Below are 24,964 nucleotides of genomic sequence, written 5' to 3'. Positions count from 1 at the left end.
CCCCGACCGTCCCGCAGCGAGGGCCGCGACGTCGGTCCCGGACGGTTCTTACCGGCGCGGCTCCGACACGGTGGTATGCCAGAGCGGCCCTCGGGAGCGACCGTCGACGAGCGAGCCGACGGACCGGCGGGGAGCGATCGCGGCCCCGTCGCCCGGAACGGATGGATCCTCGTCCTCGCGCTGCTCGCGGTGCCGATGGCGGTCATCCCCGCGGGCGATCTCACGATCGTGAGCCTCTGGGGGTTCGTCAATCCAACCGCGTCTGACTCCGGGTTCGGAGTCGGCGGGTATCCGGTGTGGGGGTACTTCCTCGATCAGTCGCGGCCGTTCGCGGCGCTCCCGCCGTCGATCCGCGCGTGGCCGCTGGCGGTCGGGTTCCACGTCCTCGCGGCGGCCAGCGCCGTCTCGGGCGCGGCGTTCGGTCGCGAGGACCGCCGCGTCACCGGCGGGCTGCTCGTGCTGGCGGCGTCGGCGAGCCTCTGGGTCTCGGTGGGGCTGGCGGCGCGGTTCGGAGTCGGGACCACGTCGGGGCTGCTCACCGTGCTACCGGTCGGCGCGGTCACGACGCTCGCGGTCGCCATCGCGGCGTACGGGTCTGACCTCCGCGGAATCGTCGTACAGTGAGCGTCAACGGGCGCGACACCTTTTCGAGTCTCGGGCCGCTCCGTTCACGTATGTCCACGACCGTGTCGATGCCCGACACCGACGAGACGTGCGCCTACTGCGGCTCTCGAATCTTCGATCACGATCCGATCTGCGTGCGCGACTGCGAGGACGACTGCGGCTCACCCGCGTACTTCTGTAACTACGCGTGTCTCTCGACGTACATCGACGAGGAGGGCCTCACCGCGGGGAACGCCTGCGAGTGGTCGCCCGAGGAGTGACGCGGCGGACCGGAGAGAGCTAGATCGCTACTCGTTGTCCGGGCTGCTCGGGTGGTAGTCGGTGTCGTACTGACCCGGGTCGTTGTCAACGCGGTCGGGGTTGATCCGGCCGCCGAGCAGCATGAAGTCGAGGACGGTGCAGTACAGCATCGCCTCGACGACGGGGACGGCCCGCGGGGGGAGCACCGGGTCGTGCCGGCCGACGACCTGCACGTCCTTCTCTTCGCCCGTCTCCCAGTCGGCGGAACGCTGCTTCTTCGGGATGGAAGTGGGCGCGTGCCACGTCGCCTCGCCGTAGATGGGCTCGCCCGTCGTGATCCCGCCTTGGAGCCCGCCGTGGTCGTTTCCGACCGGGACCGGGTCGCCTTCGTCGCTCTCGACGTGGTCGAACGACTCCCCGTCGTCGAACGTCCAGTCCTCGTTGCGGTCGCTGCCGGAGACGCCTGTCGCCGCCTTCCCGAGGCCGTACTCGACGCCGGTCGTGGCCGGAATCGAGAACATCGCCTGCCCGAGTCGGGCGGGGAAGCTGTCGAACCGCGGCGCGCCAAGGCCGCGGGGGACGCCGCGGCACTCGAAGTAGATGGAGCCGCCGATGGAGTCGCCCTGCTCCTGGTACTCCTCGATCAGCTCCTGCATCTCGGCCGCGGCCTCGAGGTCGGCGCACCGCACGTCGTTCTCCTCGCTGTTCGCGAGCAGCTGTTCGAAGCTCACCGGGTCGGCCTCGACGTCCCCGATCCGGTTGACGTGTGCTTTGATCTCGACGTCGTACTCGGAGGCGTCGAGCACCTGCTCTGCGACCGCACCGGCCGCAACCCAGTTCACGGTCTCGCGCGCCGAGGAGCGCCCGCCGCCGCCCCAGTTGCGCGTGCCGAACTTCGCGGAGTAGGTGTAGTCACCGTGCGAGGGGCGCGGCGCCGTGACGTACGGCTCGTACTTGCCGGAGCGCGCGTCCTTGTTCTGGATCACCATCCCGATGGGCGTCCCGGTGGTGTAGCCGTCCTGGACGCCGGAGTTGACGACGACCTCATCGGGCTCGCCCCGAGAGGTGGTGATCATCGACTGGCCCGGCTTGCGCCGGTCGAGTTGCGCCTGGATCGCCTCCTCGTCGAGTTCGACCCCGGCGGGCACGCCCGAGACAGTCACACCCATCGCGTCGCCGTGGCTCTCGCCGTAGGTCGTCAGCTGGAAGAGCCGACCGAACCGGTTCCCGTTCATACCCACACGTGTGGCCGGGGGCATATAGGGGTTGCAATCCGCGCAACCCGTCGCCGCCTCGCCGCGACCGATGGGCGTTTATAAGGCGACGCCGTTGGTGGGGGCGTGCGCGATCGTCTCACCTCCGATCTGGGCGTCTACGCCCTCTCGGGCCTGTTCTCGCTCGTCGTGTTCGGCGTGGCGCTGGCGCTCCTCTCGCGGACGTTGCCAGACGGCCTCGGCTCCCGCCAGCTCGTCGGGCTCGTGGTCGGCTACCTGATGTTCATCGGCGTCTACACCGTCGCGTGGTTCATCTACACCGAGATCGACAGTCGGGAGGAGATATAGGACCCGCCGCCGATCGCCCGCCTGCCGAACGGTTTTCACCCCGCCCCGCGACGGGCCGGTATGACTTGGGACACTATCACGCTCAACGTTGACGCCGAGAGCGACGTGGCGACCCTCACCGTCGACCGCCCGGAACAGCTGAACGCGCTCACCGTCGACACGCTCGAAGCGATCGAGGCCGCGCTCGACGAGGCAGAGGCGGCGGGCGCCCGCGCGCTGGTCCTGGCCGGCGCAGGCGACGACGCCTTCGTCGCGGGCGCTGACATCTCCTACATGGTCGAGCTGTCGACGCCGGAGGCGCAGGCGTACGCCGAGCTCGGCCACCGCGTCGCCGACGCGATCGAATCGTTCCCGGCGCCGACCGTCGCGGCGATCGACGGCTACGCCTTCGGCGGCGGCTGCGAGCTGGCGCTTGCGTGTGACCTCCGGGTCGCCGCCGAGAGCGCCGTGCTCGGCCAGACGGAGATCGATCTCGGCATCATTCCGGGATGGGGTGGCACCCAGCGGCTCTCGCGACTCGTCGGCGACGAGACGGCGAAGCGGCTCGTGTTCCTAGGCGAGCGGATTGACGGCACGGAGGCGGCCGAGGTCGGCTTCGTCGGAGAGGTAGTCGCGGACGACGCGTTCGACGACCGGATCGACGAGCTGGCGCGAGAGCTGGCCGCGAAGCCGGCGTTCGCGACCCGCGCCGCGAAAGAGGCGCTCAACGCGGCCGGCGATGGCTCGGCGGCGACCGGGCTCGCCTTGGAACGCCGCGCGTGGGCCGGCCTGTTCGGCACGCACGACCAGCGCGAGGGGATGCGCGCGTTTCTGGAGAAGCGCGAGCCGGAGTTCGAGTAGCCGAGAGGGCGTCACGTTCGACCGGCCATCCACCGGTCGACCGCGGCCGGGAACAGCAGCGTCGCCGCGCCGCTGACGAGGACCGACCACGCCACCCCGGCGACCGCGACGCCCGTTGCGACGACGACGGCGCCGCCGCTGTAGACCGCCGCGAGGAGGGCCCCGTTGAAGTAGAGCAGTCGGAGAAGGATCAGCGTCGGGAACAGGCGCGCCCACCCCGGCGCGTCGGTGAAGGGAAGCGACGCGATCCGGCCGTTTCTGATCAGCGTGGCGACGACGACCGCCGTCGTCAGCCCCGCGAGCCACGTCTCGAAGAGGGCGGGCGGTTGCCCGACCGCGAACGGGAGGTACAGCATCACCGGGAGGGTGAGGATCCCGACCTCTCCGGCGATCCGACCGAAGTCGGTGAGGAGGGCGCCGAGTCGGTCCTTCTCGCTCCCGGCCCGGTTCCCGATGGCGAGGAACTCGTTGCGGTAGGTGGAGGTGGCCGCGCTCGTCTCCCGCCCGGGCGGGCCGCGTCGCGGACTGCGTCCCCCGCCGCGATGGGCTCGAGTCCTGTTCGGCAGGCCGTCGCCCGTGCCCGGCTCCGTCGAGTCGCTCATCAGCTAAGTCTCTCGGCTCAGAAAGTTAAAACCCCGGCCGGGAAGACCGCCTCGTCGCCGCCCCTTACGCTTCGTTTCGCCCGCGGGTCTGGGTCGGTTCGGGAGGGCTGCATCGAGGGACCCAGGGAGCGCGTCGTCCCCGGAGACGACTCGCGTGCGAGGGTGATGCGACGACCCGGTATCCCGTGACCGCCGCGGCCCGTGACACCGAACTCCACGGAACCCGGGGATCGCCACGCTTTATTAATGCGCCCGATTACCGGCGACATGGACCAGTTGCGGCAGTCGCTCCTCGACGCGCCGATAATCGAGAAAGGCGAGTACCAGTACTTCGTCCACCCGATCAGCGACGGCGTTCCCATGCTCGAACCGGAGCTACTCCGGGAGATCGTCATCCGGATCATCCGGAAGGCGGAGCTGGAGAACGTCGACAAGATCGTCACCCCCGCGGCGATGGGGATTCACATCTCCACGGCGCTGTCGCTGATGACCGACATCCCGCTGGTCGTCATTCGCAAGCGACAGTACGGCCTCGACGGCGAGGTCCCGCTGTTTCAGGAAACGGGCTACTCCGAGTCGGAGATGTACATCAACGACGTCGAGGAGGGCGACCGCGTGCTCGTGATCGACGACGTGCTCTCGACGGGCGGCACGATGAAAGCGATCCTCGACGCGCTCACCGACGAGGTCGGCGCCGATGTCGTCGACGTGGTGGCCGTGATCAAGAAGGCCGGCGACAACGAACTCGACGGCACCGACTACAACGTGAAGACGCTGATCAACGTCACCGTCGAGGACGGCGAGGTCGTGATCGTCGACGCGCAGGGCGACGAGTAGGGATCCGTTCGGTTTTAGATACCCCGTCAGTTGAGCCCCGTCAAACTCTCTATCGACGGATACGACGGATCTACGGCATACAGAGGATTCGTTCAGCAGTGTCGTAGCACCAAGTCGGGCTAGAAGCGACAGACGTTGGAATACGACCCCGGCGATTGCACTCGGGGAACTGGACCCGTTCAGTTGACCGCCTTCGACAGCTCCGCACCAGCTTTGAACTTCACATCATTGCCCGTCCCTGCAGCGTTGGCAAGATGGACGAGCGGAGCGTCCAGTGCCGTCGCGGTTAACTGGATCGGGTCGTCGCTGCCGTCGTCGCCATCACCGCCCCCTCCCACTTCACCGAGGACTTTCACGTTCACTGCGTTGAGTCCCTTTCGGCCCTGATCCGTCTGAAATGCTTCTGATGCCATTGACTCGATCAGTTCCGCTTTGTTCATCTCGGTTTCCTGTCCCTGAGCGATGCCGATCAACGAGCCCAACTGACTCCGGTCGCGGGAGAACTGCCCGACGATGCGGTCCCCGTAGTTGTCGCTCTCGATGTCCTCCGGCGTCACACTCGCAACCTCGGTCGGACCCTCGTCGAACAGGAGAGTCACCGAATCCTCGAAGAGTGCGCCCTCGTCAAGTATCCAGCCACCGGCGAAGATGATCTGGTCGTCGTGGATGATCCGCCGGACGTAGAACAGCCCGGGGAGTGGTGACGGGCAGCCCTCGGGCGTCACAGCCACTGGACAGACCAGCGTCTGCGAGACTGTTTCGCCGTCGCCCGGCATTACCATGTCCCTGTCTTCGCCAAGGATGATTTCACCGGTGACATCGGTCGTGAGGAAGACGCGTTTTCCAATGGTGTCGCTTGACACTGGCGCGGCACTGACGACAGCGGCCCCCTCAGTCCCGTAGCCGACGATGCCCCGGTTTGCGGTGCGGTAGGTGTCAATTTCTGCCGAAAGAATGTTCTGACAGGCGATGTCTTTGTGGAGCGACACGGGGCCGTCGATCTGAATACAGCCGTCGTCGTCGTACTCGACCCCCTGGCTACCGTATTGCTCGTGGAACGGTGCGCGTACACCGTTCGGCTCGCGTGAGGGGGCGAAGTATGCGAGCGCCCGATCCAGTGTGAGTTCCTCTGCCAGTGAGCCACGGTCACCCGGCAGCTTCGTGTCGGGCAGACAGATGGTGAACCGCTCTCCGATAGTCGGCTCGTTCTCCAGATACTCGATGAGATCGGCTTCGTCCACCTCATCATCGTCCGTATTTTCGCCGGGACTCAGAGTCCGTGGTGGTTTGCCCGCCAAGGCCTTCGGTGGGATTGGTGAAGCCGAATGTCGCCCGCTCGTTGACCAGCCTTCGAGTTCGAACTCACGGGAGCCAGCCCGGACTGTCGCCGGCACCGCCCGAACCTCCGTATGATCACCGACAGAGAACTGCGGTTCGTCACCGTCGGATAGACCGTCGTCGTCACTGTCTTGGTCCCTCGTCGGCCCTTGCCCGGCGTAGAACGCCGCTGGTGCGGACACCGTCGTGCCGACCACCTGCTCGCCGGCGCGGTCGAACAGTCCATCGATGGCGGCACAGCCGGCCAACCCGGTGAGTGAAACCGCTCCGCCGGCGGCCAGCACTGCCCGTCTCGTCGTTCCGAACTCGTCGCTACCACGTTGCCGACTTCTTGCGTCGCTCGATGGACTATTCATATTACCTAATATACACGTAGTATAAGTATATAAATTAATATGTAATTAATAGTTGAAGTTCTCGGATAGTTCCTCTGGAATTCGAGACCATTTTCCTGGGTCAAAGGTGACAGACATGGAAGCAGTGTCCTTCCCTCACGCGTTCAGTATGATATTCATACTGTGCAAGATATGCGCGCTGTATGCAGCATGCCTCCAAGAACATATCACCGGTTGAGGAGTGTAACAGAACCGGGACACCGTACGTGGCAGTCTCTGGAACCCCCAACGAATGCGGTCAGGAGAACCACCTCTGGTGATTGGTGACCGCGGTCCACTATGTCCCACGCAGCGCCCGCCACTTCGCGGCGACGAACCCCGCCAAGATGAACATGAACCCGGCGACGGTCGCGGACGTCACTTCTTGCCCAAGTACGAGCCAGCCTGCCAGCGCCGCGAACACAGGAATTACGTACTCGATGAAGCTCATCTCGATGGGGCCGAGATCGTCGAGGAGGATAAAGTAGAGCAGGAAGCCGCCAACGCCGGCCACCGCGGAGAGGTACGCGATGGCGCCGATTGCGGACGGTGTCCACGTGGCGGCCGCGAACGACTGACCGGGCAGCACGAGCACAGCGGCGTGGAGGACGACGGCGCCGGTAGCCATCATCCACGCCTGTGTGGAGAGGAACGGCATCGACGGCGAACGGCTGTGCGTGACGACCGCGGCCACGGCGAACGCGAGCGCGGACGCAAGCACGAGCGAGACCCCGAGAACGCTGTCCGCGAGGTTCGCGGGGTCGGGGTTGGCGATGATGACGACTCCAACGAACCCGAGCGCGACGCCGAGTGCGGTGGCGGCGGTGAACTCCTCGTCAGTAGAAACAAGCCGCGTGAGCGCGGGCGTCACCACGGGGATGAGACCCAACAGAACAGCGGCGACACCGCCCGTGACGTACCGCTGGCCGGCGAAGAGGAACGCATGGTGAGCGCCGATAATGAGCGCACCACCGACGAGCACGTAGACAACGTCGTCCCGAGTCCGGGGGCGAACGTCCGCGCCGGAGACGAAAACGGCGGCGAACAGCAACGCGGCAGCGACGTCGAATCGCACAGCCGCGAACGGCACCGCAGGGAGATCAGCCAAGCCGACATCCGTCGCCATGAACGCCGTTCCCCAGACCGCGCACAGCAGCAAAAAGTGGCCGGCTGTTCGATAGCGACTCATTCACGCGGAGGTCGCCGCCAACGGCGAAATATGCGTCGAAGCGCCCCGACTCTCCGAGCGGCCGAATGCGCTTGGCGACGGCAAGACAGAATGTGAACCGGAAGCTTGCTAAACGTGTCGGAGAGCGACAGGAGCGACGGATTTTGGACAAAGCCGTCTCGTGGACGAACAGGCGCCGCTCCGACGGCCGGAGCGGAGACGCGCGCCACCGTCCTGACGAGGCGCCCGATAAACCCCGCGGCCACCCGGCGTCGCTGCCGGGCGCGGGTGCCTTTTATGTCGCGGTCGTGAATAGGGAGGTAGACATGAGTAGCGCGCTATTTGTCGTGAGCGAGGAAGGGTACTGGGCCGAGGAGTGCATCGAACCGCTGACGACGCTCGAATCGGCGGGCGTCGACGTGACGATCGCGACGCCCTCCGGGTCGCCGCCGGTCGTCGACGAGCGGTCGCTCGATCCGGACGCCGCGGGCGGCGAGGAACGGGCTGCGGAGCTCCGCGAGGTCGACGAGACACACCCGGGACTCAACGACCCGGCACCGATCGCGACGGTCGAGGCCGCCGGGTACGACGCCGTCGTCTTCCCCGGCGGGCACGGCACCGTCTGGGACGTGAATCAGGACCGACACGCCCGCCAGTTGCTCCTCGACGCGGTCGCGGGTGATGAGGGCGTCGCGCTCGTCGTCTGCCACGCGGTCGGTATATTCGCGTTCACTCGCGAGGCCGACGGGACGCCCCTCGTCGAGGGCCGCTCCGTCACGGGCTTCCCGAACGAGTGGGAGGAGGGCATCGTGGACGAGAATGACCTGATGCCGGACGGCCGGAAGCTTCCGTACTGGGTCGAAGACGAGGTCCGACTGGCCGGCGCCGAGTGGGACGCCGAACTCGACGCCGACACCAGCGTCACCGTCGACGGCGACCTGATCACCGCCCGCGGTCCGGGCTCGTCGGCCGAGGCGGCGCAGACGCTGTTGGACGAGCTGTAACTGGACTGAAACGACCCCGCCGACTCAGCGGATCACGAACGCCGGCTCTCCGATCCGCTCGCTTTTGCACTCCGGACACCGCGACGGCTCGTTGATCGGGTCGTCAAAGCCATCAAATCCGCAGTCGTGGCACTCGGGCGGGGCGACGAGGAACTCGTCTGAGGCGTCGTCGTCGGCCACCGACCGCGAGACGTGTTCTAAATGCTCGTACACGGCCGGCGTCGGCAGCGACAGCGACTCGCCGAGGTCGCTCGCGGTCGCCGGTCCTTCGCGGAGGGTCTCGGCGATCCGCTGACGCGTCGTCTCCATGACCGGGCGTTCGCGGGCGGCGGATAAAACGTCGGTGGGGGCGCGAGTCTCACCCCCAGCGCCCCACTTGGCGGGCCGCGAACCGTCCGCGTCGACCCCCTTCGTCACTCAGCGGTCGGCTCCGCGTCGGAGTCGACCAACGAAGCGATCCGGTCGGCGATCCGCGCCATCGTCGCGTCAGCGAGCCCGTGGCCGTCGCCCTCGTCGATCCGCAGGTCGACCGCGGCGCCGCCGCGCTCGAACGCGTCGGCGGTCGTCCGCACGCGTTCAATCGGAACGTACGGGTCGCCCGCGCTGCTGTCGAGCGCGACTGGCGTGCCGGCGAGCGGTTTCGCCCGCTTGCCGGCGTCGTCTACGGCGCCGACGACGTCGCATCCGGCGAGGTCCGCGCCCGGCAGCGCCGCGGAGACGACGAACGCACCGCCGTAGCGACGGGGGTGCCGACGGAGGAACTCGCTCACGACGCTCCCGCCCTGTGAAACGCCGACAAAGACGGTTTCCTCCGGATCGACGCCGACCTCGCCGGCGACCCGGCAGGCGGCGGCGACGCAGTCGACGGCCGAAGTGAGCGCCGGCTCGTTGGCCGCCACGGGTGCGTCGTGGTTGGCGGGGAACCAGTTCGAACGGACCGCTCCCGGCGCGAGGAACGTCGCGCCCGGTCGGTAGAACTCGTCGGCGAGCCGGACGAACCCCTCGGGCGTCCCGCCGCGCCCGTGGACGAGCACGACCGCGACCTCAGCCGCGGCGGCCGGCGCGCCTCCTGTGACCAGCGTCGCGTCCGCGTGAGGCCCCTCGACGCCGAGAAGCGGTCGGTTCATCTGTCTCCGGGGTCGACGCCTTCGACCTCGAACGCGGGCAACTGGCGCTCGATCAGCTCGCGGTCGGTCTCGAACCGCGGCGGGAGGTACAGATCCCGTGCGTGACCGACCGCGTCGGGGTCGGCGAGCCCCGGTCCCGTGGGGCCGTCCGGGGTCGGCGCCTCGGTCGCCAGTTCGACGAGGAGCCCGCCGGGGCCGCGCACGTACAGCGAGTGGAAGAAGTGCCTGTCTTTCACCCGGGAGACGTCGTAGCCGCGGTCGCGGAACAGGTCGTGCCACTCCAAGAGCGCCTCGCGGTCGGGGACCCGCACCGCGGCGTGGTGGAGCGTCCCCGGGCCCTCGCGCAGGTAGGGCGCGTCGCGGGCGAGCAGGTCGACGACGGTCGCACGGTCGCCCTGCGCGCGGTATCGGATCCGGTCGCCCGCCTCCGCTTCGTACTCGAAGCCGAGCGTGTCGAGGACGGTCGCGGTCCCGTACGGGTCCGCCGGGAGCGCGGTGACGCCGTGGAGACCGCGGATCGCGGCCGACTCGGGCACCGGATCTGCGGGGAGTCGACCGCGCGTCTCCGCTTCCGAGCCGACCCACGGATCGCCGCCCGCGTCGCTCTCGACGAGTTCGACCCGAGTGCCGGCGGGGTCGGCGACCGCGAGCACGTCGTCTCCGAAGCGGTCGCCGGCGGCCTCGACCGTCACGTCTCGGTCCGCGAACCGCTCCCGCCAGTAGTCGAGCGAGTCGGGCGGGACCGCGAAGGCGACCGCCTCGTAGCCGGGTTTTCCGGTCCGACCGGGGTCGGCGTGAGGGTCCGGGAAGACGGTGAAGACCGAGCCGGGCGCGCCGGTGGCGTCGCCGAAGTAGAGGTGGTACTGGAGGACGTCCTCGTAGTTCACCGTTCGGCGCAGCAGCCGGAGTCCGAGCGTCTCACCGTAGAACGCCGCGGCGGCCCCCGCGTCACCGACGATCCCCGTGACGTGGTGGAGCCCGGGCGTGTCAACGAGCATGTCCGCACAGAGGGGCGCACACCGCAAACCGATGTCGGTCGGGACGGGAGCGGCCCCTCGAGGCGACCCGTCAGGCGATCCACAGCAGCCGGACGTTGCTCACGGTGAGGTAAGTGCCGACGAGCGTCAGCAGGACGGGCGGGAAGTAGTAGAGGAACGCGTCGCCGTCGCGGGCGCCGGAGACGCTGATCCAGAGCATCACGAGGTACACGAGGAGTTTCACGACGACGAGCCCTGTGAGACCCAAGGCGTCGAGCGCGAAGATGACGACGGGGTTCGCCTCGTTGATCGACGGGACGTACTCCAGGAAGGCGATCGTCGAGACGATGTCGCCGACGCCGTACGTCGCCGTCGCGGCGATCCAGAACCAGTAGAACTCCTGCGGGCGGCGGTTGTACGCGGGGCGGCGCCTCGTTCTATCGCGGGACCGGGACACGACTCGACGTGTCGAGGCGGCGATGTGAATCTGCCGGTGCGGAACGGCGGGCGAGTCGGGGACGGGCGGGTCGATGAGTCGACGGCCCGGCGGTCTCGAATCACCGGTGGCAACCCCGCCGCTTTCGGATCGTTCAATGTCGGCCGGTCGGAGTGGTCCCCATGGGCACGCCACTGGAGTCGCGGGAGGCGCAGGTCGCGGAGGTACTCGACCGTCTGTACGAGGAGTACCCGAACTCGACGATATCGCTGAACTACTCGAACCGCTTGGAGCTGCTTATCGCCGTGATCCTCTCGGCGCAGTGCACCGACGAGCGCGTGAACGCAGTGTGCGCCGACCTCTTCGAGAGGTACGAGACGCCCGAGGACTACGCGAACGCGACCCAAGACGAGATGGCGGAAGCGATCAACTCCATCACCTACTACAACAACAAGGCGAAGTACATCCGGTCGGCCTGCGCGGACATCGCCGAGAAGCACGACGGCGAAGTCCCGGACACGATGTCCGAACTGACCGACCTCGCCGGCGTCGGTCGGAAGACCGCGAACGTTGTCCTCCAACACGGCCACGACGTCGTCGAGGGCATCGTCGTCGACACCCACGTCCAGCGGCTCACCCGACGGCTCGGGATCACCGAGGAGCAACGCCCGGAGGCGATCGAGCAGGACCTCCTCGACGTCGTCCCCGAAGACGACTGGCAGCAGTTCACGCATCTGATGATCGACCACGGTCGCGCCACCTGCACGGCGATCAATCCGGACTGTGCCGACTGCGTGCTCGCGGACGTCTGTCCCTCCGAGAAGGGCGACGGCGGCGTCGACCTCGCGAGCGGCGAGGCGTGGTAACGGGGTCGCGTACCCGAGAGCAGTGGTGAGCGAACCGCGCCGGACTGCCCGTTCGCGACTCTGTGACTCCTCGGTTCTCACCTGGGCGTTCGTCACCGAATGACATTTGGCTGGCTCTGTTGAAATCCTTAAAAATTGGTAGAATCTGCGTGCGAGATACAGAGGGTATATTCACAGTTAACTGTGGATCCGCAGTTTCTGCGTTTACGTGGGCCGAATCTACGCTCCTGTTTGAATCTTCTGCGTGCGAAACAGAGACGTCTTTCCGCGTCATTCCAGCTCACGACTAAAGACAAGGGCCACAGTTGTCAAACACGATTCGTGCGAAGAGCCAGTACGCTGAAAGAAGAGCACTACTGACCTCGGTTGGCAGTCCACGGAGACCTCCATACTGGCGTTGAACTATCGTCAGAGCGACTGTGACAACTGATTCGATAACCGTAGCCGGGGGCGAGGAGTCTCTCTGAAATATGTCCTCTCGGGCACTCGTAGACGAGAACAGATCCAAACGCCGGCATAGCCGCAGAAGCGTATATTTCTGAATATTCGCTAACTCGATATCCATTCACGTAGTAGTCGTGAGCTCCTCAAATATGCCAGGAACTAGCGCTCCGAGATAGGCCGTTACAACAGATTCGCTGCCTGTGAGGAATTTAGCGCTTTCAGGGAACCTATTGTGATATCTATCAATAACTGAACGAAGACCGCTCCGGTCGGTCGGGTTCGGGACGCGTGCGTCTTGTCACCCGATTTATCAGTACTCGCGTTTCGCTCAAAAACACTGGGGAATTTGCCCGTCCTCATCTTCGATCGGATAGTTGCGGTCACGACACAAAAACCCGGAACCGGTCACGTCGATTCCACGCTACCAGCCGGGGAAGTCGAACCGGCGATAGACCGCATCTTTCCAGCGTGTCAACCCCACAATGATACACGAAGCCACGGTCGTCGATACGTCCCAAATGACACCGCGAGTGAACGGGTTTCGCCTGCGCGTGCCCGACCACGAGTTCGACTACGAACCGGGACAGCACACGACTGTCCGGTTCGAATCGGGTGGCGAGGAGGTCGTTCGGCCGCACACGCCGACGAATCTTCCCGGAGGCGACCAGCTCGCGTTGACGATCAAACGGTACGACGACGGACTAGCATCGTCGTACATGCACCGGAAACGGCCGGGAGATACGGTCCGAATCGGTCCGATTAAGGGTGCGCTGTCGCTTGCTGACCCGGGGCGAGACGTCGCATTTCTCGCGTCCGGAACTGGGATTACGCCCATGATGGCGATGCTCCGGCAGTACCTTCGGGAGGGATCCGGCCACGCGCATCTAGTTCTCGGTGAAAAACGAGAAGAGACGATCATCCACCGGGAGACGCTCAACGAACTGGCGGCGAACAACTCGACCCTCGATGTCACGTTCGTGCTGTCAGGGACGTCGCGGTCCCGTCAACGGCCATTACTATGCCCCTTGCGACCGACTGACAACCCATGAACTCCACCAACCCTGCGACAAACAGACCGCTCGAATCGTACGAAGAACACTCGGAATCCGAGGTCGACGTGATGCTCGGTGACGCGGAGGCGGCCTTCGAGACGTGGAAACAGCGACCGCTCGCCGACCGAGAGCGTCTGCTCGCCGCGGCCGCCGACGTGCTCCGAGCGAACGCCCAGGAGTACGCGGAGATGATGACCCGCGAGACGGGGAAGCCGATCACGCAGGCCGAGGCCGAGGTCGAGAAGTGCGCCTGGGTGTGTGAGCACTACGCCGAGCACGCGGGCGCCTACCTCGAACCCGACCACCACCCGAGTCCCCCCGGGACGACGGTCAAGACCGTCTACGAACCGCTGGGGCCGGTGCTGGCGGTGATGCCCTGGAACTTCCCGTTCTGGCAGGTGTTCCGCTTCGCGGCGCCGTACCTCACCGCCGGCAACGTCGGCCTGCTGAAACACGCCTCAAACGTCCCCGGGTGTGCGCTCGCTATCGAGGAAGTGTTCCGCGAGGCCGGCTATCCCGACGATGTGTTCCAAACGCTCCTGATTCCTTCCGACCGCGTCGCGAACGTCCTCGGAGACGAGCGGGTGATGGCCGCGACGCTCACCGGCAGCGACCGCGCCGGTCGGGCCATCGCGTCGACGGCCGGCCAACACCTGAAGAAGACGGTCTTGGAACTCGGCGGGAGCGATCCGTACGTGGTGCTCGAAAACGCCGACGTGGACGCCGCAGCGTCGACGGGAGTGTGGGCACGCAACCAGAACGGCGGGCAGTCCTGCATCGCCGCCAAGCGGTTCATCGTGGTCGAGGAGGTCTACGACGCGTTTCTCGACCGATTCGTCGACGCCGTGGAGTCGCTCGTCGTCGGCGACCCGATGGATCCGGAGACCGACGTCGGTCCACAGGCCCGCCAAGACCTACTGGAGAACGTCCACGAGCAGGTGCGAGCGAGCGTCGACGCCGGAGCGACGCTCGTGACCGGCGGCGACCCGCTCGACCGCGAGGGCGCCTACTACCCGCCGACGGTGCTCACGGACGTTCCCGAGGGCTGTCCCGTCGACACCGAAGAGGTGTTCGGCCCTGTGGCGGCGGTCTACCGGGTCGACGACGAGGCGGCGGCCATAGAGAAGGCCAACGACACCGACTTCGGACTGGGCGCGAGCCTCTGGACGACCGACCGCGGGCGCGGCGAACGGCTCGCCGGCGAGATCGACGCCGGCTGCGTCTACGTGAACGAACTGGTGAAATCGGACCCGCGGGTCCCGTTCGGCGGGGTCGGCGTCTCCGGCTACGGCCGCGAACTCTCCGAGGACGGCATCAAGGAGTTCGTCAACCGCAAGACCGTCTGGCTTGCCGACGAACCGGACGACGGGACGGTGGTCGAATGAAGGCCTCCGACCTGTTGGTGCGATGTCTCGAAGCCGAGGGGGTCGAGCGCGTGTTCGGCCTGCCAGGGGAGGAGCTAGAGGACCTGCTGTTCTCGCTTCGGGCGTCGGACGTCGAGTTCATTCCGGTTCGGCACGAACAGGGTGCGGCGTTCATGGCCGACGTCCACGGCCGGCTGACCGGCGCGGCCGGCGTCTGTTTAGCGACGCTCGGCCCCGGCGCAACCAACCTCATCACCGGCGTCGCCGACGCCCACCTCGACAAGTCGCCGCTGGTGGCGATCACGGGACAGGGTGGTCGTGAACGACTGCACAAGGAGAGCCATCAGGCGCTCGATATCGTCCAGATGTTCGAGCCGGTCGTCAAGTGGAACACGCAGATCGCCGAGGCCGAGACGGTTCCCGAGTCGGTTCGCAAGGCGTTCAAACTGGCCCAGTACGAAAAGCCGGGGGCGACCCATCTGGAGTTCCCCGAGGACGTCGCAGCGGAATTCGTCGAGGCGGTCCCGCTTCCGACACGGCCGCGCGTGCACCGCTCGGATCCGGACCAGACCTCGCTGAACCAGGCAGTTGACCTGATCGAGACCGCCGAGGCACCGCTGGTGCTCGCGGGGAACGGTGCCGTCCGGACGCCCGCCGCTCGTCGCCTCCGGGAGCTGGTCGAACACGTCGGGATGCCGGCCGTCGCGACGTACATGGGCAAGGGCGCGGTCTCGGATCGACTCGACGTGTCGCTGATGACGCTCGATTCCGGACCGGACGGCGAGGCCGTAGCCGCCATCGCCGAAGCCGACTGCGTGCTGGCGGTCGGCTACGACATCGCCGAGCACGACCCGAAATCTTGGAACCCCGACCGGGACAAGAGGGTCATCCACGTCGACCACGAGCCGGCGGAGGTGTACGAGCACTACAACCCAGACGTCGAACTCGTGGCGGACATCTCGGCGACGCTTCGCGGCCTTCGCAAGCGGCTCGACATCGAGACGGCCTCGGCGTGGTATCAGGACCTCCGCGAACGGATCGTCGCCGACGTCTCCCGCGAACCGGAGCCGGACGACCCGTTTACGGTGAAACGGACGCTCCCGTACTTGCGAGCGGCGATGGCCGACGAAGACGTCCTGATCTCGGACGTCGGCAGTCACAAGATGGCCATCGCGAGACACTTCCGCACCTACGAACCGAACACGTGCATCATCTCGAACGGTCTCGCGAGCATGGGGATCGCCGTTCCCGGCGGGGTTGCGGCCGCCCTCGCCATCGACACCAACGTAGTCGTGGCAACCGGCGACGGCGGGTTCCTGATGAACGCCGCTGAGATCGAGACCGCGACCCGCCTCGGTCTGGGGTTCACCATCATCGTCTTCACCGACGACGACTATGGACTCATCTCCGAGAAACAGGTTTCCCACACGGGCGAGCAGTTCGGGACTGAGCTGACGAACCCGGACTTCCAACAGTTCGCCGAGAGCTTCGGGATCGAGGGCTATCGCCCGGAGACGTGGGGCGATATCGAGTCGACACTCGAGAGAGTCGTCTCCACGGACGAGCTGTCGCTCGTCGAGATTCGGCTCGAATGATCTGCCGCGGGAACGAACGCCGGTCGACCACGAGCGTCGAGTTCGTCCCACTTTCGTGTGCTTCTTTCTTCCCCGGTCGGTGACTAGGTGGGAGCTCCCCCTCCAGCGACTCCGAGCGGCGCCCGCGACGAGCGCCAGTCGTCGGCCGCCTACGCGGTCATCAAGTCCTCACAAAACGGCCCTTCTACCCGTGATCGTGCGCCAACGACAGTGCTCCAATCGGAGGCGTCGTCCGAACGTTGATTCGCCTGGGCGTCGTACGAGGGACATGGACGAGTTTTCAGACGAACGACAGCTCGTGCTGGGGGCGCGTTCCCAGTTGGACCAGTGGACGAGAACCGCCCGGAGAGAGGCGTACGCCGAACTGTTCGAAGGTGACGACCCGATCCTCTCCCCCGAAGAGGTACAACTGCTCGACGCACTCGATTCCGAACTGGAACGACAGGGTGGCGATGGTGTCTGGGGAACCGATCAGTACGGAATCCACACGGTCGGGGCCTCGAGCTCGGACGCGTTACTCGGCGTGGTCTGCGTGTACCACCCGCAGATCACCAGCGATTCGGTTCTTCGGGGGCTCGACGATCTCGACGACGAGACCGAAGAGCGACTCAACGCGGCTCTCTGGACGTACAGCGAGCGTGTCGCAACGCTCATCGAGGACGAACTCGGCGAATTCGTCCGTCAGCGCTAGACGTGCTCGCTGAGATCGAGTTCGACGCCGTCGAGTTCTGTCCGAATAACCTTGCATTTCTTCTCACCGGTGACTGACTGGATCTCTTTCGTGATAGGTCGTACTCGCGGAGTCGTTCGAGTCGCCGGTTGACCGTCGGCTCCGAACCCCGGCGCAGTCGCTGAGCTCTGCCGCCGAGCGAATTCCTTCTTCGCCTAAACGAGAATCGTTCGCGCACACTCGTCACCGAGCGCTTCGGGATCTCCCACGTCGGACACGATAGCTGATTTCTCTCCTGTCGTGTCAATCTGTTCGTGCCGTTTCAGGCGTTCTATCCGGGTTCAGTCAGCAAAGCCATGAAAAACCCCCGCCGACTTTGCTTGGTTCTCTGACCGTTCGGTGGGTGGCGATATGCTTGTCTTAGGCCGTACAACGTTCCTGCCCTCTACGCAGCGCGGACTCACCGAGCTATCGGGGTCCTGTCAGTAGGAGTCTACGAGACACAGAGCATACGTTCAGCACGAGGTGGTGAACAATTCTTGATGAGGAGCGGGATGGATCTGGGTTGTGGAGTCCACCCGGTAGCATCTGCGTATATTCCATTATTGGCCTAATAGCAATTATGCGGTAACACATACCCCACGATTGGACTATGAACAGACTCGAGTGCCCCATAGACGGATGTAGCGCGACGATTGAAGCTGAGACTGAAGAGGAGGTTATGGCTCAAGCTAAGGAACACGCGAATAGCTCACACCCCGACCTCGAACTGGACGATGAGACCGTTGAAAACATCAGATCCAATATCATACAGATCTAAGGCCAAGGACTACACTGAGCAAAACAGGTCAGAATGTATCGCTTTCGAAGGATTTCAACAGAGCCAGATTAGCGCCTTTTGTGCGGTTCGCGCCCTCTATTCAGCACGCCCTCAGAATACTCTCCAATCCCTGTCAGAATTGGCGTGCAACACTTAGAGTGTCTATAGAGTATCGAATACGACGCCGGTAATCTGGACTAGTGCACTATCATCGGGGCATTCGGTCACATCGACTATTCTAGCCGTGTACACCGATAACAGCGATCTGAAGTCCCTAAGACTGACGAATTGATAAATGAGCGTGGACGCTACGTTCCGGATGCCGAACGGGGCTGAACCAAGAGCGATCAATCAATAGGGTTGTAACCACGAGTGCCCACTAAATCATGGACTGGTCCGTGGTAGGACGAAGAACTGAGTCCTCCACGAGTCCGTCCAGATAGTCGCTGATGCCCTCCGCGATGAGTTGCTGTCGCTTGGCGAGGAACTCCTCGTAGTTCTCAATTTTCCAGAGCCGTTCATCTAGCGGAATAAACGCGGGTTTCAGCGCACCTCGATGATTCTCGCGGACGGTTGGAAGATACTCAGTCGGTCGTGAATCGAATATGTCGAGGTTTCCCGATTCGGTGAGCGGGACACGGTTCGCGATCTCATTCACCACGCTTCCTGTCGTGGTGGTTGTTCCCCGAATCGTATCCTGCCCGTTCCAACTGGGCTCGCGGGAAGATATGATGGCTTTGTTTTGCGTAACGCCTCCACCGTCACAATCCAAACCTTGCAACTGAGCCGGTATGGATGACAAATCATTATAAATAATCATTAAGTAAGAGGCGTAAATTCAGAAACGTGATGTTCTTTGGTGACCAAACCGACCAACCTGAACTGCAATCGGTACCGACACCCATTGTGGCGACCACCGAAGCGGAGGAAGTGGGCCGATGAGCTCGCTAGAGCAGATGTCCGATGGCGACATCGACCCTGCGACCGAGACGGCACAGGCGTACCTGGAGGAGCTCGAGGACGCGATGCGCCGGGAGGATGCCGCCGCTGCGGCGGAGATGTTCTGTGCGACGAGCTACTGGCGCGACCTGGTCGCGTTTACCTGGAACATCAAGACGGTGGAGAATCCCAGCGGCGTCGAGGACATGCTCGAGGAGACACTCGCGCACACCGGTCCGTCGGACTTCGAGCTTAGCGAGCCGGCGGAAGAAGAAGATGGGATCATCACCGCCTGGTTCACCTTCGAGACCGAGGTGGGTCGTGGTGAGGGTGTCGTCCGGCTGAAAGATGGCGGTGCGTGGACCTTCCTGACCGCACTGACGGAGCTAAAGGGGCATGAGGAGCCCAAGGGCAGAGACCGACCGATAGGCGCAGAGCCGGTTGCGGACCCAGACCGCAAAGCGTGGTCAGAGCGCCGTGAGGAGGAGCTGGAGAACCTGGGGTACACCGAACAACCACACACCGTGATCGTCGGTGGGGGACAAGGCGGCATCGCACTCGGTGCTCGGCTCCGCCAACTCGGCGTGCCCACGATCATCGTCGAGAAGAACGACCGGCCGGGCGATTCCTGGCGCAACCGGTACGAGGGGCTCGCGCTGCACGACCCCGTCTGGTACGACCACCTCCCGTACATGAAGTTCCCCAAAAACTGGCCGGTGTTCTCACCGAAGGACAAACTCGGCGATTGGCTGGAGATGTACACGCGGGTGATGGAGCTGAACTACTGGTCGAAGACCGAGGCCACCAGTGCACAGTACGACGAGGAGACGGGCACCTGGGAGGTCGAGGTCAACCGCGACGGTGAGGAGCTCGTGTTGCGCCCACAGGAGCTCGTGATGGCGACGGGCATGAGCGGCAAGCCCAACATGCCCGACCTCGACGGCGAGGAGCGCTTCAACGGCGAGGTACTACACTCATCTGAGTACCCCGGCCCCGACGAGAAGTACGAGGACAAGTCCGTGGTAGTGGTGGGCTCGAACAACTCAGCCCACGACATCTGTGAGGGGCTCTGGGAGGTCGACGCGGACGTGACGATGGTGCAGCGTTCATCGACGTGCGTCATCAAGACGGAGTCAATACTGGAGCACGCACTCGGCGATCTGTACTCCGAGCGGGCCGTCGAGAACGGCATCGACACCCACCGGGCGGACATGATCTTCGCATCCGTCCCGTACCGCATCATGAATGAGTTCGAGAAACCCAAATACGACAAAATCAGGGAGATCGACTCCGACTTCTACGATGCGCTCGAGGACGCCGGCTTCTGGATCGACTTTGGTCCCGATGAATCGGGGCTGTTCATGAAGTACCTCCGCCGTGGCTCTGGCTACTACATCGACACCGGCGCCAGTCAGCTCATAATCGACGGAGAGATTGATATGGCCCATGGGCAGGTGACCGAGTTCAACGAGGATGCGATCCTGCTAGAAGATGGCACCGAGCTCCCGGCAGACCTTGTCGTGTGCGCCACGGGGTTCGGCTCGATGAACCACTGGGTGGCCGGTCTGATTGATGAGGAAACGGCGCGGCAGGCGGGGAAGGTCTGGGGGATTGGTTCAGACACGCCCAAAGACCCCGGACCGTGGAAGGGCGAGCAGCGCAACATGTGGAAGCCGACGCAGGTGGAGAATCTGTGGTTCCACGGTGGCAACCTGCACCAGTCACGCCACTACTCGCTGTATCTGGCGCTGCAGCTGAAGGCACGCTATGAGGAGATCCCCACGCCGGTGTACGGCAGGCAGGAGGTCCACCACGAGGGGATCTAGCGGCCACTCTCCCAAGGACGGTCGCAGTGATGTTATCGGGAATGCCACGGTCAAGCCGTTCCTCCGCAATCCCCTAGGTAAGGAGAGGCAGGGCAAGGGCAACGGAAAGAAAACAAGTAACAATATTTTATATGATTGAGTTGCTCCGATAGTGTCTCAAACACGTATGACTCGTTACAGTAACGATTTCACCCGTAATTTGTTGGATGTACCCTCTGTACTGACCGATTCGATCTGATCGAATTGGGAGAGAATTCTGTGCGAGATACGCGCCCTGTATTCAGCAGAACGCTGAGAACATATCACCGGTTGAGGATTTCAACAGAGCCACTCGGCTGAATGAAAACCACGCAGCGAAGCTATTCTCTGATACGTGCTCGCCGTTCGGCGATAAGATCGAACTCCGCTTCGGTATCACCGAGGACGAACAGTGCGAAATACCGACTGTACGTCTGCAACGGGACGGCGACGAACAGGGCCACGACGAATATCGAGACGACGAACAGCAAGGCCGCAACGGCGATCAACACCCCGCCGACGATTTCGGCCACGGAGAGTAGCGCGACGCCCACGAGGCCGACAATCCCGAACGGAACTGCGGCCACGACCAGGGCTACGATGATCGCGACGCTCGTGAGAATTCCCACCGCGATCTGAATGATGAACGAAAAGATAAGGTAGGCGGCGTACTGCTTCCACTGGCCGGTCAGCGTCGGCCAGAATCGGCGCCACGAAGACAGCAACGGTCTGTCCTCCGCGATCATAATGGGAACGATGAAGTTCGTCGTGAAGCCCCCGATGAGGCCGCTACTGAGTCCGACGACGAGGAAGATTGGAATCGAGAACAGCGCCAGTCCGACGACGAGCCCTTCGTTTCCGTAGAGAATCGGGGACAGAACCACGGCGACGAGCGCCGCGAAGATGCCCAGCGTGAGTACGCCGAGAAGGAGACGGAACCCGAACAGTCGCACACCCAGTCGCCAGTGGTCGCTCCAGTACCGGCGAACGGAAACCGTCTCCCGTCGGAGGGATTCGACAAAGACGAACTCCATCACCGATCCGACGAACAAGAGTCCGAGCAGGATCGAAACGATCAGTCCAACGATGACCGCGATCACGAGGAGTTCGAGACCGCCCGGGACGACGACCTCCGGCGACGGTGTCCCCGGGGGAAACGGGGAGTCAGAGGGAGACCCGGTGGGCGCGCTGCCGCTGAACTGAAACGGCGTGTACCCACCGCTTCCACCGATGAAAAACACGATCACTGCCAGTCGCAGCCACCGGCCCCGATCGAACGGCCAGAGGAACGACTTCGTCGCTTCGATGGCGTCGTCAATGGCTTCGACAGCGTAGAGCGTCATTGCGATGACTCGTGAACGGACGCGGAGAGTGAGCCGGACTCCCGTTCCAGCGGGTGTTCGTCCGTCGTCGTTCGGTCCCGCACGGCGCCTCTCGACCGACGATGTGGACTGGCGTCGACATCGGTGGCCGTGTGGGTGGAGCCAATTCGTGACATCTCACTAACTATAATTCGGTGTGTCGAGTTAACTGTTGTCCCGTCTCCCTACTCGACCGTTCGTACCCGTCCAGGGACGGATGAATGTCCGGATTCCGACACCGAAACAGACGGTCGTGTGGAGAGACGATTCGGTTCGAGAGGGACTGAGACGGTTGTATTGTCGAACGCTCGGAAACCGGGAGTAGTATTAATTGCGAGGTGTGTCACTGTCGAGGTATGTCCAGCATCAGAACGTGGATCGATCGACATCGCCTACTCAGCTTCGTCGCAATCGCGTATGCATTCACGTGGACGGTCCAAGGTGCGCTCGCGTATTCGGGCATGGAGGCGTCTTGGACGCACTCGATTCTGATCGGCTTCGGTGGGTTCGGGCCACCGATCGGCGCTGCGGTCGTCATCTGGGCATCCGGTGGGAGCCTCCGCAGGTGGGTCGGCCAGATGTTTAAATGGCGGATCGGTGCGAAGTGGTGGCTGCTCGCGCTCGGACTCCCGCTCTTCATCCTCTCGCTGGGCGTCCTCCTCTTTGTCCTGGCTGGCGGCCCAGTCGATTTTACCGAGCTCGAAACGCCACTCGTCTATCTGTTCGCGATGGCGTGGGGGACCGTGTGGGGTGGCGGCCAGGAGGACCTCGGCTGGCGTGGCTTCATGCTCCCCATCCTGCAGGACTCCTACAGCGCGCTGACATCGAGCGGCATCGTTGGCGTCGCGTGGGCGACCTGGCACCTCCCGTTGTTCTTGAACGCGACGACAACTCACGGCGGGTGGCCGCGCTCTCAACAACTGCTCTGGCTGGTCTCTATCTTCGCGGGGTCCGTCCTGTGGACGTGGATGTACAACAGCACCGGCGGGAGCGTTCTCGCCGTCGCGGTGTTCCACGCCGGCATCAACGCCATGGGAATATTCCATCCCGCTGATCCCGAGGCGCTCATCCCGAACGGAGTACCGGACCCCTGGCTAAACTTACTCGCCGAGGTGACGGGCGCCGTCCCGCTCGTGCTGACCGCAGTTCTCTTGGTAGTCCTCTACGGTGGTCGCCGCCTTGCAAACCGAGACCCGCCGACGCCGCAAGATGCCGGCCTGCCACCGGCAACCGACGCGGAGTCCGCTCCGTAACTGCGCACACCCGCCGAACGCCGAACGCGATTCCAGAACGCCGGCGGTGCGTGCTGTCGCCTCCACCGAATCACCTCCACCGAATCGTGACGCGGGCGAGAGTCGATGCCGACCAGCCTTTATCTACCGGTACGACGAGATCCAAGTTGAGGTGTACTGACACGTGAGTTCGTTCCTGATACTCTACGGGACCGGCGAAGGCCAAACGGCAAAGATTGCAGAGCGAATCGAGTCCGAGATCAGTGAACGTGGACACGAAACGAGCACACTCGACGTGCGTGACCGACCGGACTCGTTCAGCGTGGACGAGTACGATGCCGTGATCGTTGGGGCGTCGATCCACCTCGGCAAACATCAGGACGCGGTTCGTGACTTCGTCACCGAAAATCGAAGCGCTCTGGAAGGGATGCCGACCGCCTTCTTTCAGGTCTCGTTGTCTTCGGCGACCGACGAGAAGCGCGAAGAAGCCGCGGGGTACGTGGAGACGTTTCTCGCGGAAACCGGGTGGCATCCGGATCGGATCGGGCAGTTCGGCGGTGCGCTTCGATTCTCCGAGTACGGCTTTCTCAAACGGCTCATGATGAAACAGATCGCGAAGGAACTGCTCGTCCAGGAGCGGAAGCCGGACGGCGACGTCGAGTTCACCGACTGGGACGCGGTCGACGCGTTTGCGGCAGATGTCGCTACGTTCGTCGAGGGACGTCTCGGTGTCAATACGGACCGCACAGACACGCCATCGACGTGACGGTGATTCCCGTTGTGAACCGGTCCACGCTCCTGACGGCGCGGGGTGAGGCCGTGCTTGGTGGTCAGTCGCGAGTACGGCAGTCAGCGTTCCGAGGCGGCCGCTTCATCGAGAGCGGTATCTGACTGGGCCAGGGGTGAACCGGTGATGTCGGGAAATTAATACCGGTCTCTTTCGAAGTCCGTCGTATGTCTGAGTCGCCAACGATCGATCCGGAAACACTGGAGTGGTTGACGCTTGACGAGGACGAAGAGATCGTCTGGTCAGGGAATCCCCACGAGAGTAGCCTGATCCCTGCGCTCGTCGTCGGGGTGCCGCTCTCTCTGCTGATCGTCGGGTTGTTCATCATCGCGACGGCCTATCTCCAGCGCAAGAATACGCAGTACGTCGTGACGACCGACGGACTCTACAAGAAGACGGGAGTCATTTCACGTGACGTGCAGCGCATCGATTTCGGAAAGGTGCAGAACACGTCGTACAGTCAGGGATTCTTCGGCTCTCGATTCGGCTACGGGAACGTCGATATTTCGACCGCCGGCGGCTCCGGTATCGAGATGCAGTTCGGATCGGTCCCCGACCCGCGCGAGGTTCAGGAACTGATCAACAAGCGCGTCAAGGCCAGTCGCGGTGACCGGAGGACGGAGACGGGTGAAACGAAGCGCGACGTGCTCGACGACATCCTCGTTGAACTCAGAGGGATCCGATCCGCTCTCGACGCGCCCCGAGAGCCCACAGCGGACGCATCCGCGGCGGACTCTCGCGTCGCTGATGCGGTAGCCGACCCATCGACTGGCGAGGACAAGACCACGAACGATGGCGGACGTAGCAACCGGCGAACGACGGACTCGATTCCCGACGAGTCGACCAATGAACGGTAGCCAG

The 24,964-nt window shown here is 64.1% G+C and carries 26 protein-coding genes; 16 read left to right on the top strand and 10 right to left on the bottom strand.

The genetic code is table 11. From position 1 onward, the window contains the following. Positions 1-75: 75 nt before the first annotated feature. Both ACNS84_RS02505 and ACNS84_RS02500 read left to right on the top strand, forming a co-directional pair. Positions 76-624: a TIGR04206 family protein gene (locus ACNS84_RS02505; protein WP_435073268.1), complete on the top strand. Its 549-nt coding sequence runs from the start codon at positions 76-78 to the stop codon at positions 622-624. A 50-nt stretch (positions 625-674) separates the two neighbouring features. Further along, positions 675-884, top strand: a complete 210-nt coding sequence (locus tag ACNS84_RS02500; RefSeq protein WP_435073267.1) for a hypothetical protein — start codon at positions 675-677, stop codon at positions 882-884. A gap of 27 nt (positions 885-911) precedes the next feature. Here ACNS84_RS02500 and aroC read toward each other — a convergent pair whose 3' ends face one another. Further along, positions 912-2,099 carry a chorismate synthase gene (gene aroC / locus ACNS84_RS02495; protein ID WP_435073266.1) on the bottom strand — a complete coding sequence of 396 codons (1,188 nt, stop codon included), beginning with the start codon at positions 2,097-2,099 and terminating at the stop codon, positions 912-914. A gap of 105 nt (positions 2,100-2,204) precedes the next feature. Here aroC and ACNS84_RS02490 point away from each other — a divergent pair, with 105 nt between their 5' ends. Then, the gene (locus ACNS84_RS02490) at positions 2,205-2,426 is read left to right on the top strand and encodes a hypothetical protein (protein WP_435073265.1); all 222 of its coding nucleotides are present in this window, start codon (positions 2,205-2,207) and stop codon (positions 2,424-2,426) included. Between the two features lie 60 nt (positions 2,427-2,486). Next, on the top strand, positions 2,487-3,266 hold the full coding sequence (locus ACNS84_RS02485) for an enoyl-CoA hydratase/isomerase family protein (RefSeq protein WP_435073264.1): 780 nt from the start codon (positions 2,487-2,489) through the stop codon (positions 3,264-3,266). Between the two features lie 11 nt (positions 3,267-3,277). Here the strand turns inward: ACNS84_RS02485 and ACNS84_RS02480 are convergent, their stop codons facing one another. After that, positions 3,278-3,868: a DUF8215 family protein gene (locus ACNS84_RS02480; RefSeq protein ID WP_435073263.1), complete on the bottom strand. Its 591-nt coding sequence runs from the start codon at positions 3,866-3,868 to the stop codon at positions 3,278-3,280. A 267-nt stretch (positions 3,869-4,135) separates the two neighbouring features. Here ACNS84_RS02480 and hpt point away from each other — a divergent pair, with 267 nt between their 5' ends. Then, the gene (gene hpt / locus ACNS84_RS02475) at positions 4,136-4,705 is read left to right on the top strand and encodes a hypoxanthine/guanine phosphoribosyltransferase (RefSeq protein WP_435073262.1); all 570 of its coding nucleotides are present in this window, start codon (positions 4,136-4,138) and stop codon (positions 4,703-4,705) included. 179 nt (positions 4,706-4,884) lie between these two features. Here hpt and ACNS84_RS02470 read toward each other — a convergent pair whose 3' ends face one another. Both ACNS84_RS02470 and ACNS84_RS02465 read right to left on the bottom strand, forming a co-directional pair. After that, positions 4,885-6,399, bottom strand: coding sequence for a hypothetical protein (locus ACNS84_RS02470; RefSeq protein ID WP_435073261.1), 1,515 nt, complete (start codon positions 6,397-6,399; stop codon positions 4,885-4,887). Between the two features lie 316 nt (positions 6,400-6,715). Further along, entirely contained in the window at positions 6,716-7,606 is an 891-nt protein-coding gene (locus ACNS84_RS02465; protein ID WP_435073260.1) for a DMT family transporter, read from the bottom strand. 305 nt (positions 7,607-7,911) lie between these two features. Between ACNS84_RS02465 and ACNS84_RS02460 the strand changes: the two genes are divergently transcribed. Beyond that, positions 7,912-8,589, top strand: a complete 678-nt coding sequence (locus ACNS84_RS02460; protein ID WP_435073259.1) for a type 1 glutamine amidotransferase domain-containing protein — start codon at positions 7,912-7,914, stop codon at positions 8,587-8,589. 24 nt (positions 8,590-8,613) lie between these two features. On the opposite strand, the gene ACNS84_RS02455 is transcribed toward ACNS84_RS02460, so the two are convergent. The 4 genes from ACNS84_RS02455 to ACNS84_RS02440 form a co-directional block, all read right to left on the bottom strand. Further along, complete coding sequence (locus tag ACNS84_RS02455; RefSeq protein ID WP_435073258.1) at positions 8,614-8,898, bottom strand: transcriptional regulator; 285 nt, start codon at positions 8,896-8,898, stop codon at positions 8,614-8,616. A 104-nt stretch (positions 8,899-9,002) separates the two neighbouring features. Beyond that, positions 9,003-9,716 carry an alpha/beta hydrolase gene (locus ACNS84_RS02450; protein ID WP_435073257.1) on the bottom strand — a complete coding sequence of 238 codons (714 nt, stop codon included), beginning with the start codon at positions 9,714-9,716 and terminating at the stop codon, positions 9,003-9,005. Beyond that, positions 9,713-10,714 carry a VOC family protein gene (locus ACNS84_RS02445; protein WP_435073256.1) on the bottom strand — a complete coding sequence of 334 codons (1,002 nt, stop codon included), beginning with the start codon at positions 10,712-10,714 and terminating at the stop codon, positions 9,713-9,715. The genes ACNS84_RS02450 and ACNS84_RS02445 overlap by 4 nt, the downstream gene beginning before the upstream one ends. 70 nt (positions 10,715-10,784) lie before the next feature. Next, on the bottom strand, positions 10,785-11,150 hold the full coding sequence (locus ACNS84_RS02440) for a DUF5658 family protein (RefSeq protein WP_435073255.1): 366 nt from the start codon (positions 11,148-11,150) through the stop codon (positions 10,785-10,787). A 161-nt stretch (positions 11,151-11,311) separates the two neighbouring features. On the opposite strand from ACNS84_RS02440, the gene nth reads away from it, so the two are divergent. The 6 genes from nth (at position 11,312) to ACNS84_RS02410 (ending at position 17,940) form a co-directional block, all read left to right on the top strand. Further along, positions 11,312-11,995 (top strand): endonuclease III, encoded by a 684-nt coding sequence (nth, locus tag ACNS84_RS02435; RefSeq protein WP_435073254.1) that lies wholly within the window; start codon positions 11,312-11,314, stop codon positions 11,993-11,995. Positions 11,996-12,921: 926 nt separating this feature from the next. Further along, complete coding sequence (locus tag ACNS84_RS02430; protein ID WP_435073253.1) at positions 12,922-13,488, top strand: ferredoxin--NADP reductase; 567 nt, start codon at positions 12,922-12,924, stop codon at positions 13,486-13,488. Next, positions 13,485-14,876, top strand: a complete 1,392-nt coding sequence (locus ACNS84_RS02425) for an NAD-dependent succinate-semialdehyde dehydrogenase (protein WP_435073252.1) — start codon at positions 13,485-13,487, stop codon at positions 14,874-14,876. Before ACNS84_RS02430 ends, ACNS84_RS02425 begins: the two co-directional genes overlap by 4 nt. Beyond that, positions 14,873-16,450: an acetolactate synthase large subunit gene (locus ACNS84_RS02420; RefSeq protein ID WP_435073251.1), complete on the top strand. Its 1,578-nt coding sequence runs from the start codon at positions 14,873-14,875 to the stop codon at positions 16,448-16,450. Before ACNS84_RS02425 ends, ACNS84_RS02420 begins: the two co-directional genes overlap by 4 nt. Positions 16,451-16,718: 268 nt before the next feature. Next, entirely contained in the window at positions 16,719-17,141 is a 423-nt protein-coding gene (locus tag ACNS84_RS02415; RefSeq protein WP_435073250.1) for a DUF7539 family protein, read from the top strand. Positions 17,142-17,772: 631 nt separating this feature from the next. Further along, positions 17,773-17,940, top strand: coding sequence for a DUF1059 domain-containing protein (locus tag ACNS84_RS02410; protein WP_435073249.1), 168 nt, complete (start codon positions 17,773-17,775; stop codon positions 17,938-17,940). 379 nt (positions 17,941-18,319) lie between these two features. Here ACNS84_RS02410 and ACNS84_RS02405 read toward each other — a convergent pair whose 3' ends face one another. Further along, positions 18,320-18,601, bottom strand: coding sequence for a hypothetical protein (locus tag ACNS84_RS02405; RefSeq protein WP_435073248.1), 282 nt, complete (start codon positions 18,599-18,601; stop codon positions 18,320-18,322). A gap of 277 nt (positions 18,602-18,878) precedes the next feature. On the opposite strand from ACNS84_RS02405, the gene ACNS84_RS02400 reads away from it, so the two are divergent. Next, positions 18,879-20,705, top strand: a complete 1,827-nt coding sequence (locus tag ACNS84_RS02400; protein WP_435073247.1) for a flavin-containing monooxygenase — start codon at positions 18,879-18,881, stop codon at positions 20,703-20,705. Positions 20,706-21,064: 359 nt separating this feature from the next. Here ACNS84_RS02400 and ACNS84_RS02395 read toward each other — a convergent pair whose 3' ends face one another. Further along, a complete protein-coding gene (locus tag ACNS84_RS02395) occupies positions 21,065-22,066 on the bottom strand; it encodes a DUF7544 domain-containing protein (protein WP_435073246.1) in 1,002 nt (333 codons plus the stop codon). A gap of 374 nt (positions 22,067-22,440) precedes the next feature. Between ACNS84_RS02395 and ACNS84_RS02390 the strand changes: the two genes are divergently transcribed. From ACNS84_RS02390 to ACNS84_RS02380, 3 genes are all read left to right on the top strand, one after another. Continuing rightward, positions 22,441-23,337, top strand: a complete 897-nt coding sequence (locus tag ACNS84_RS02390) for a CPBP family intramembrane glutamic endopeptidase (RefSeq protein WP_435073245.1) — start codon at positions 22,441-22,443, stop codon at positions 23,335-23,337. Between the two features lie 163 nt (positions 23,338-23,500). Further along, positions 23,501-24,082 carry a flavodoxin domain-containing protein gene (locus ACNS84_RS02385; protein WP_435073244.1) on the top strand — a complete coding sequence of 194 codons (582 nt, stop codon included), beginning with the start codon at positions 23,501-23,503 and terminating at the stop codon, positions 24,080-24,082. Positions 24,083-24,270: 188 nt separating this feature from the next. After that, a complete protein-coding gene (locus tag ACNS84_RS02380) occupies positions 24,271-24,960 on the top strand; it encodes a PH domain-containing protein (RefSeq protein WP_435073243.1) in 690 nt (229 codons plus the stop codon). The last annotated feature ends 4 nt before the right edge of the window (positions 24,961-24,964 follow it).

Origin of the sequence: Halorubrum wangae (genome assembly GCF_051194135.1) — an archaeon.
Taxonomy (GTDB): Archaea; Halobacteriota; Halobacteria; order Halobacteriales; family Haloferacaceae; genus Halorubrum.
The sequence above is the reverse complement of the archived record's forward strand: the minus strand, read 5'-3'. Positions and strand labels throughout refer to the sequence as shown.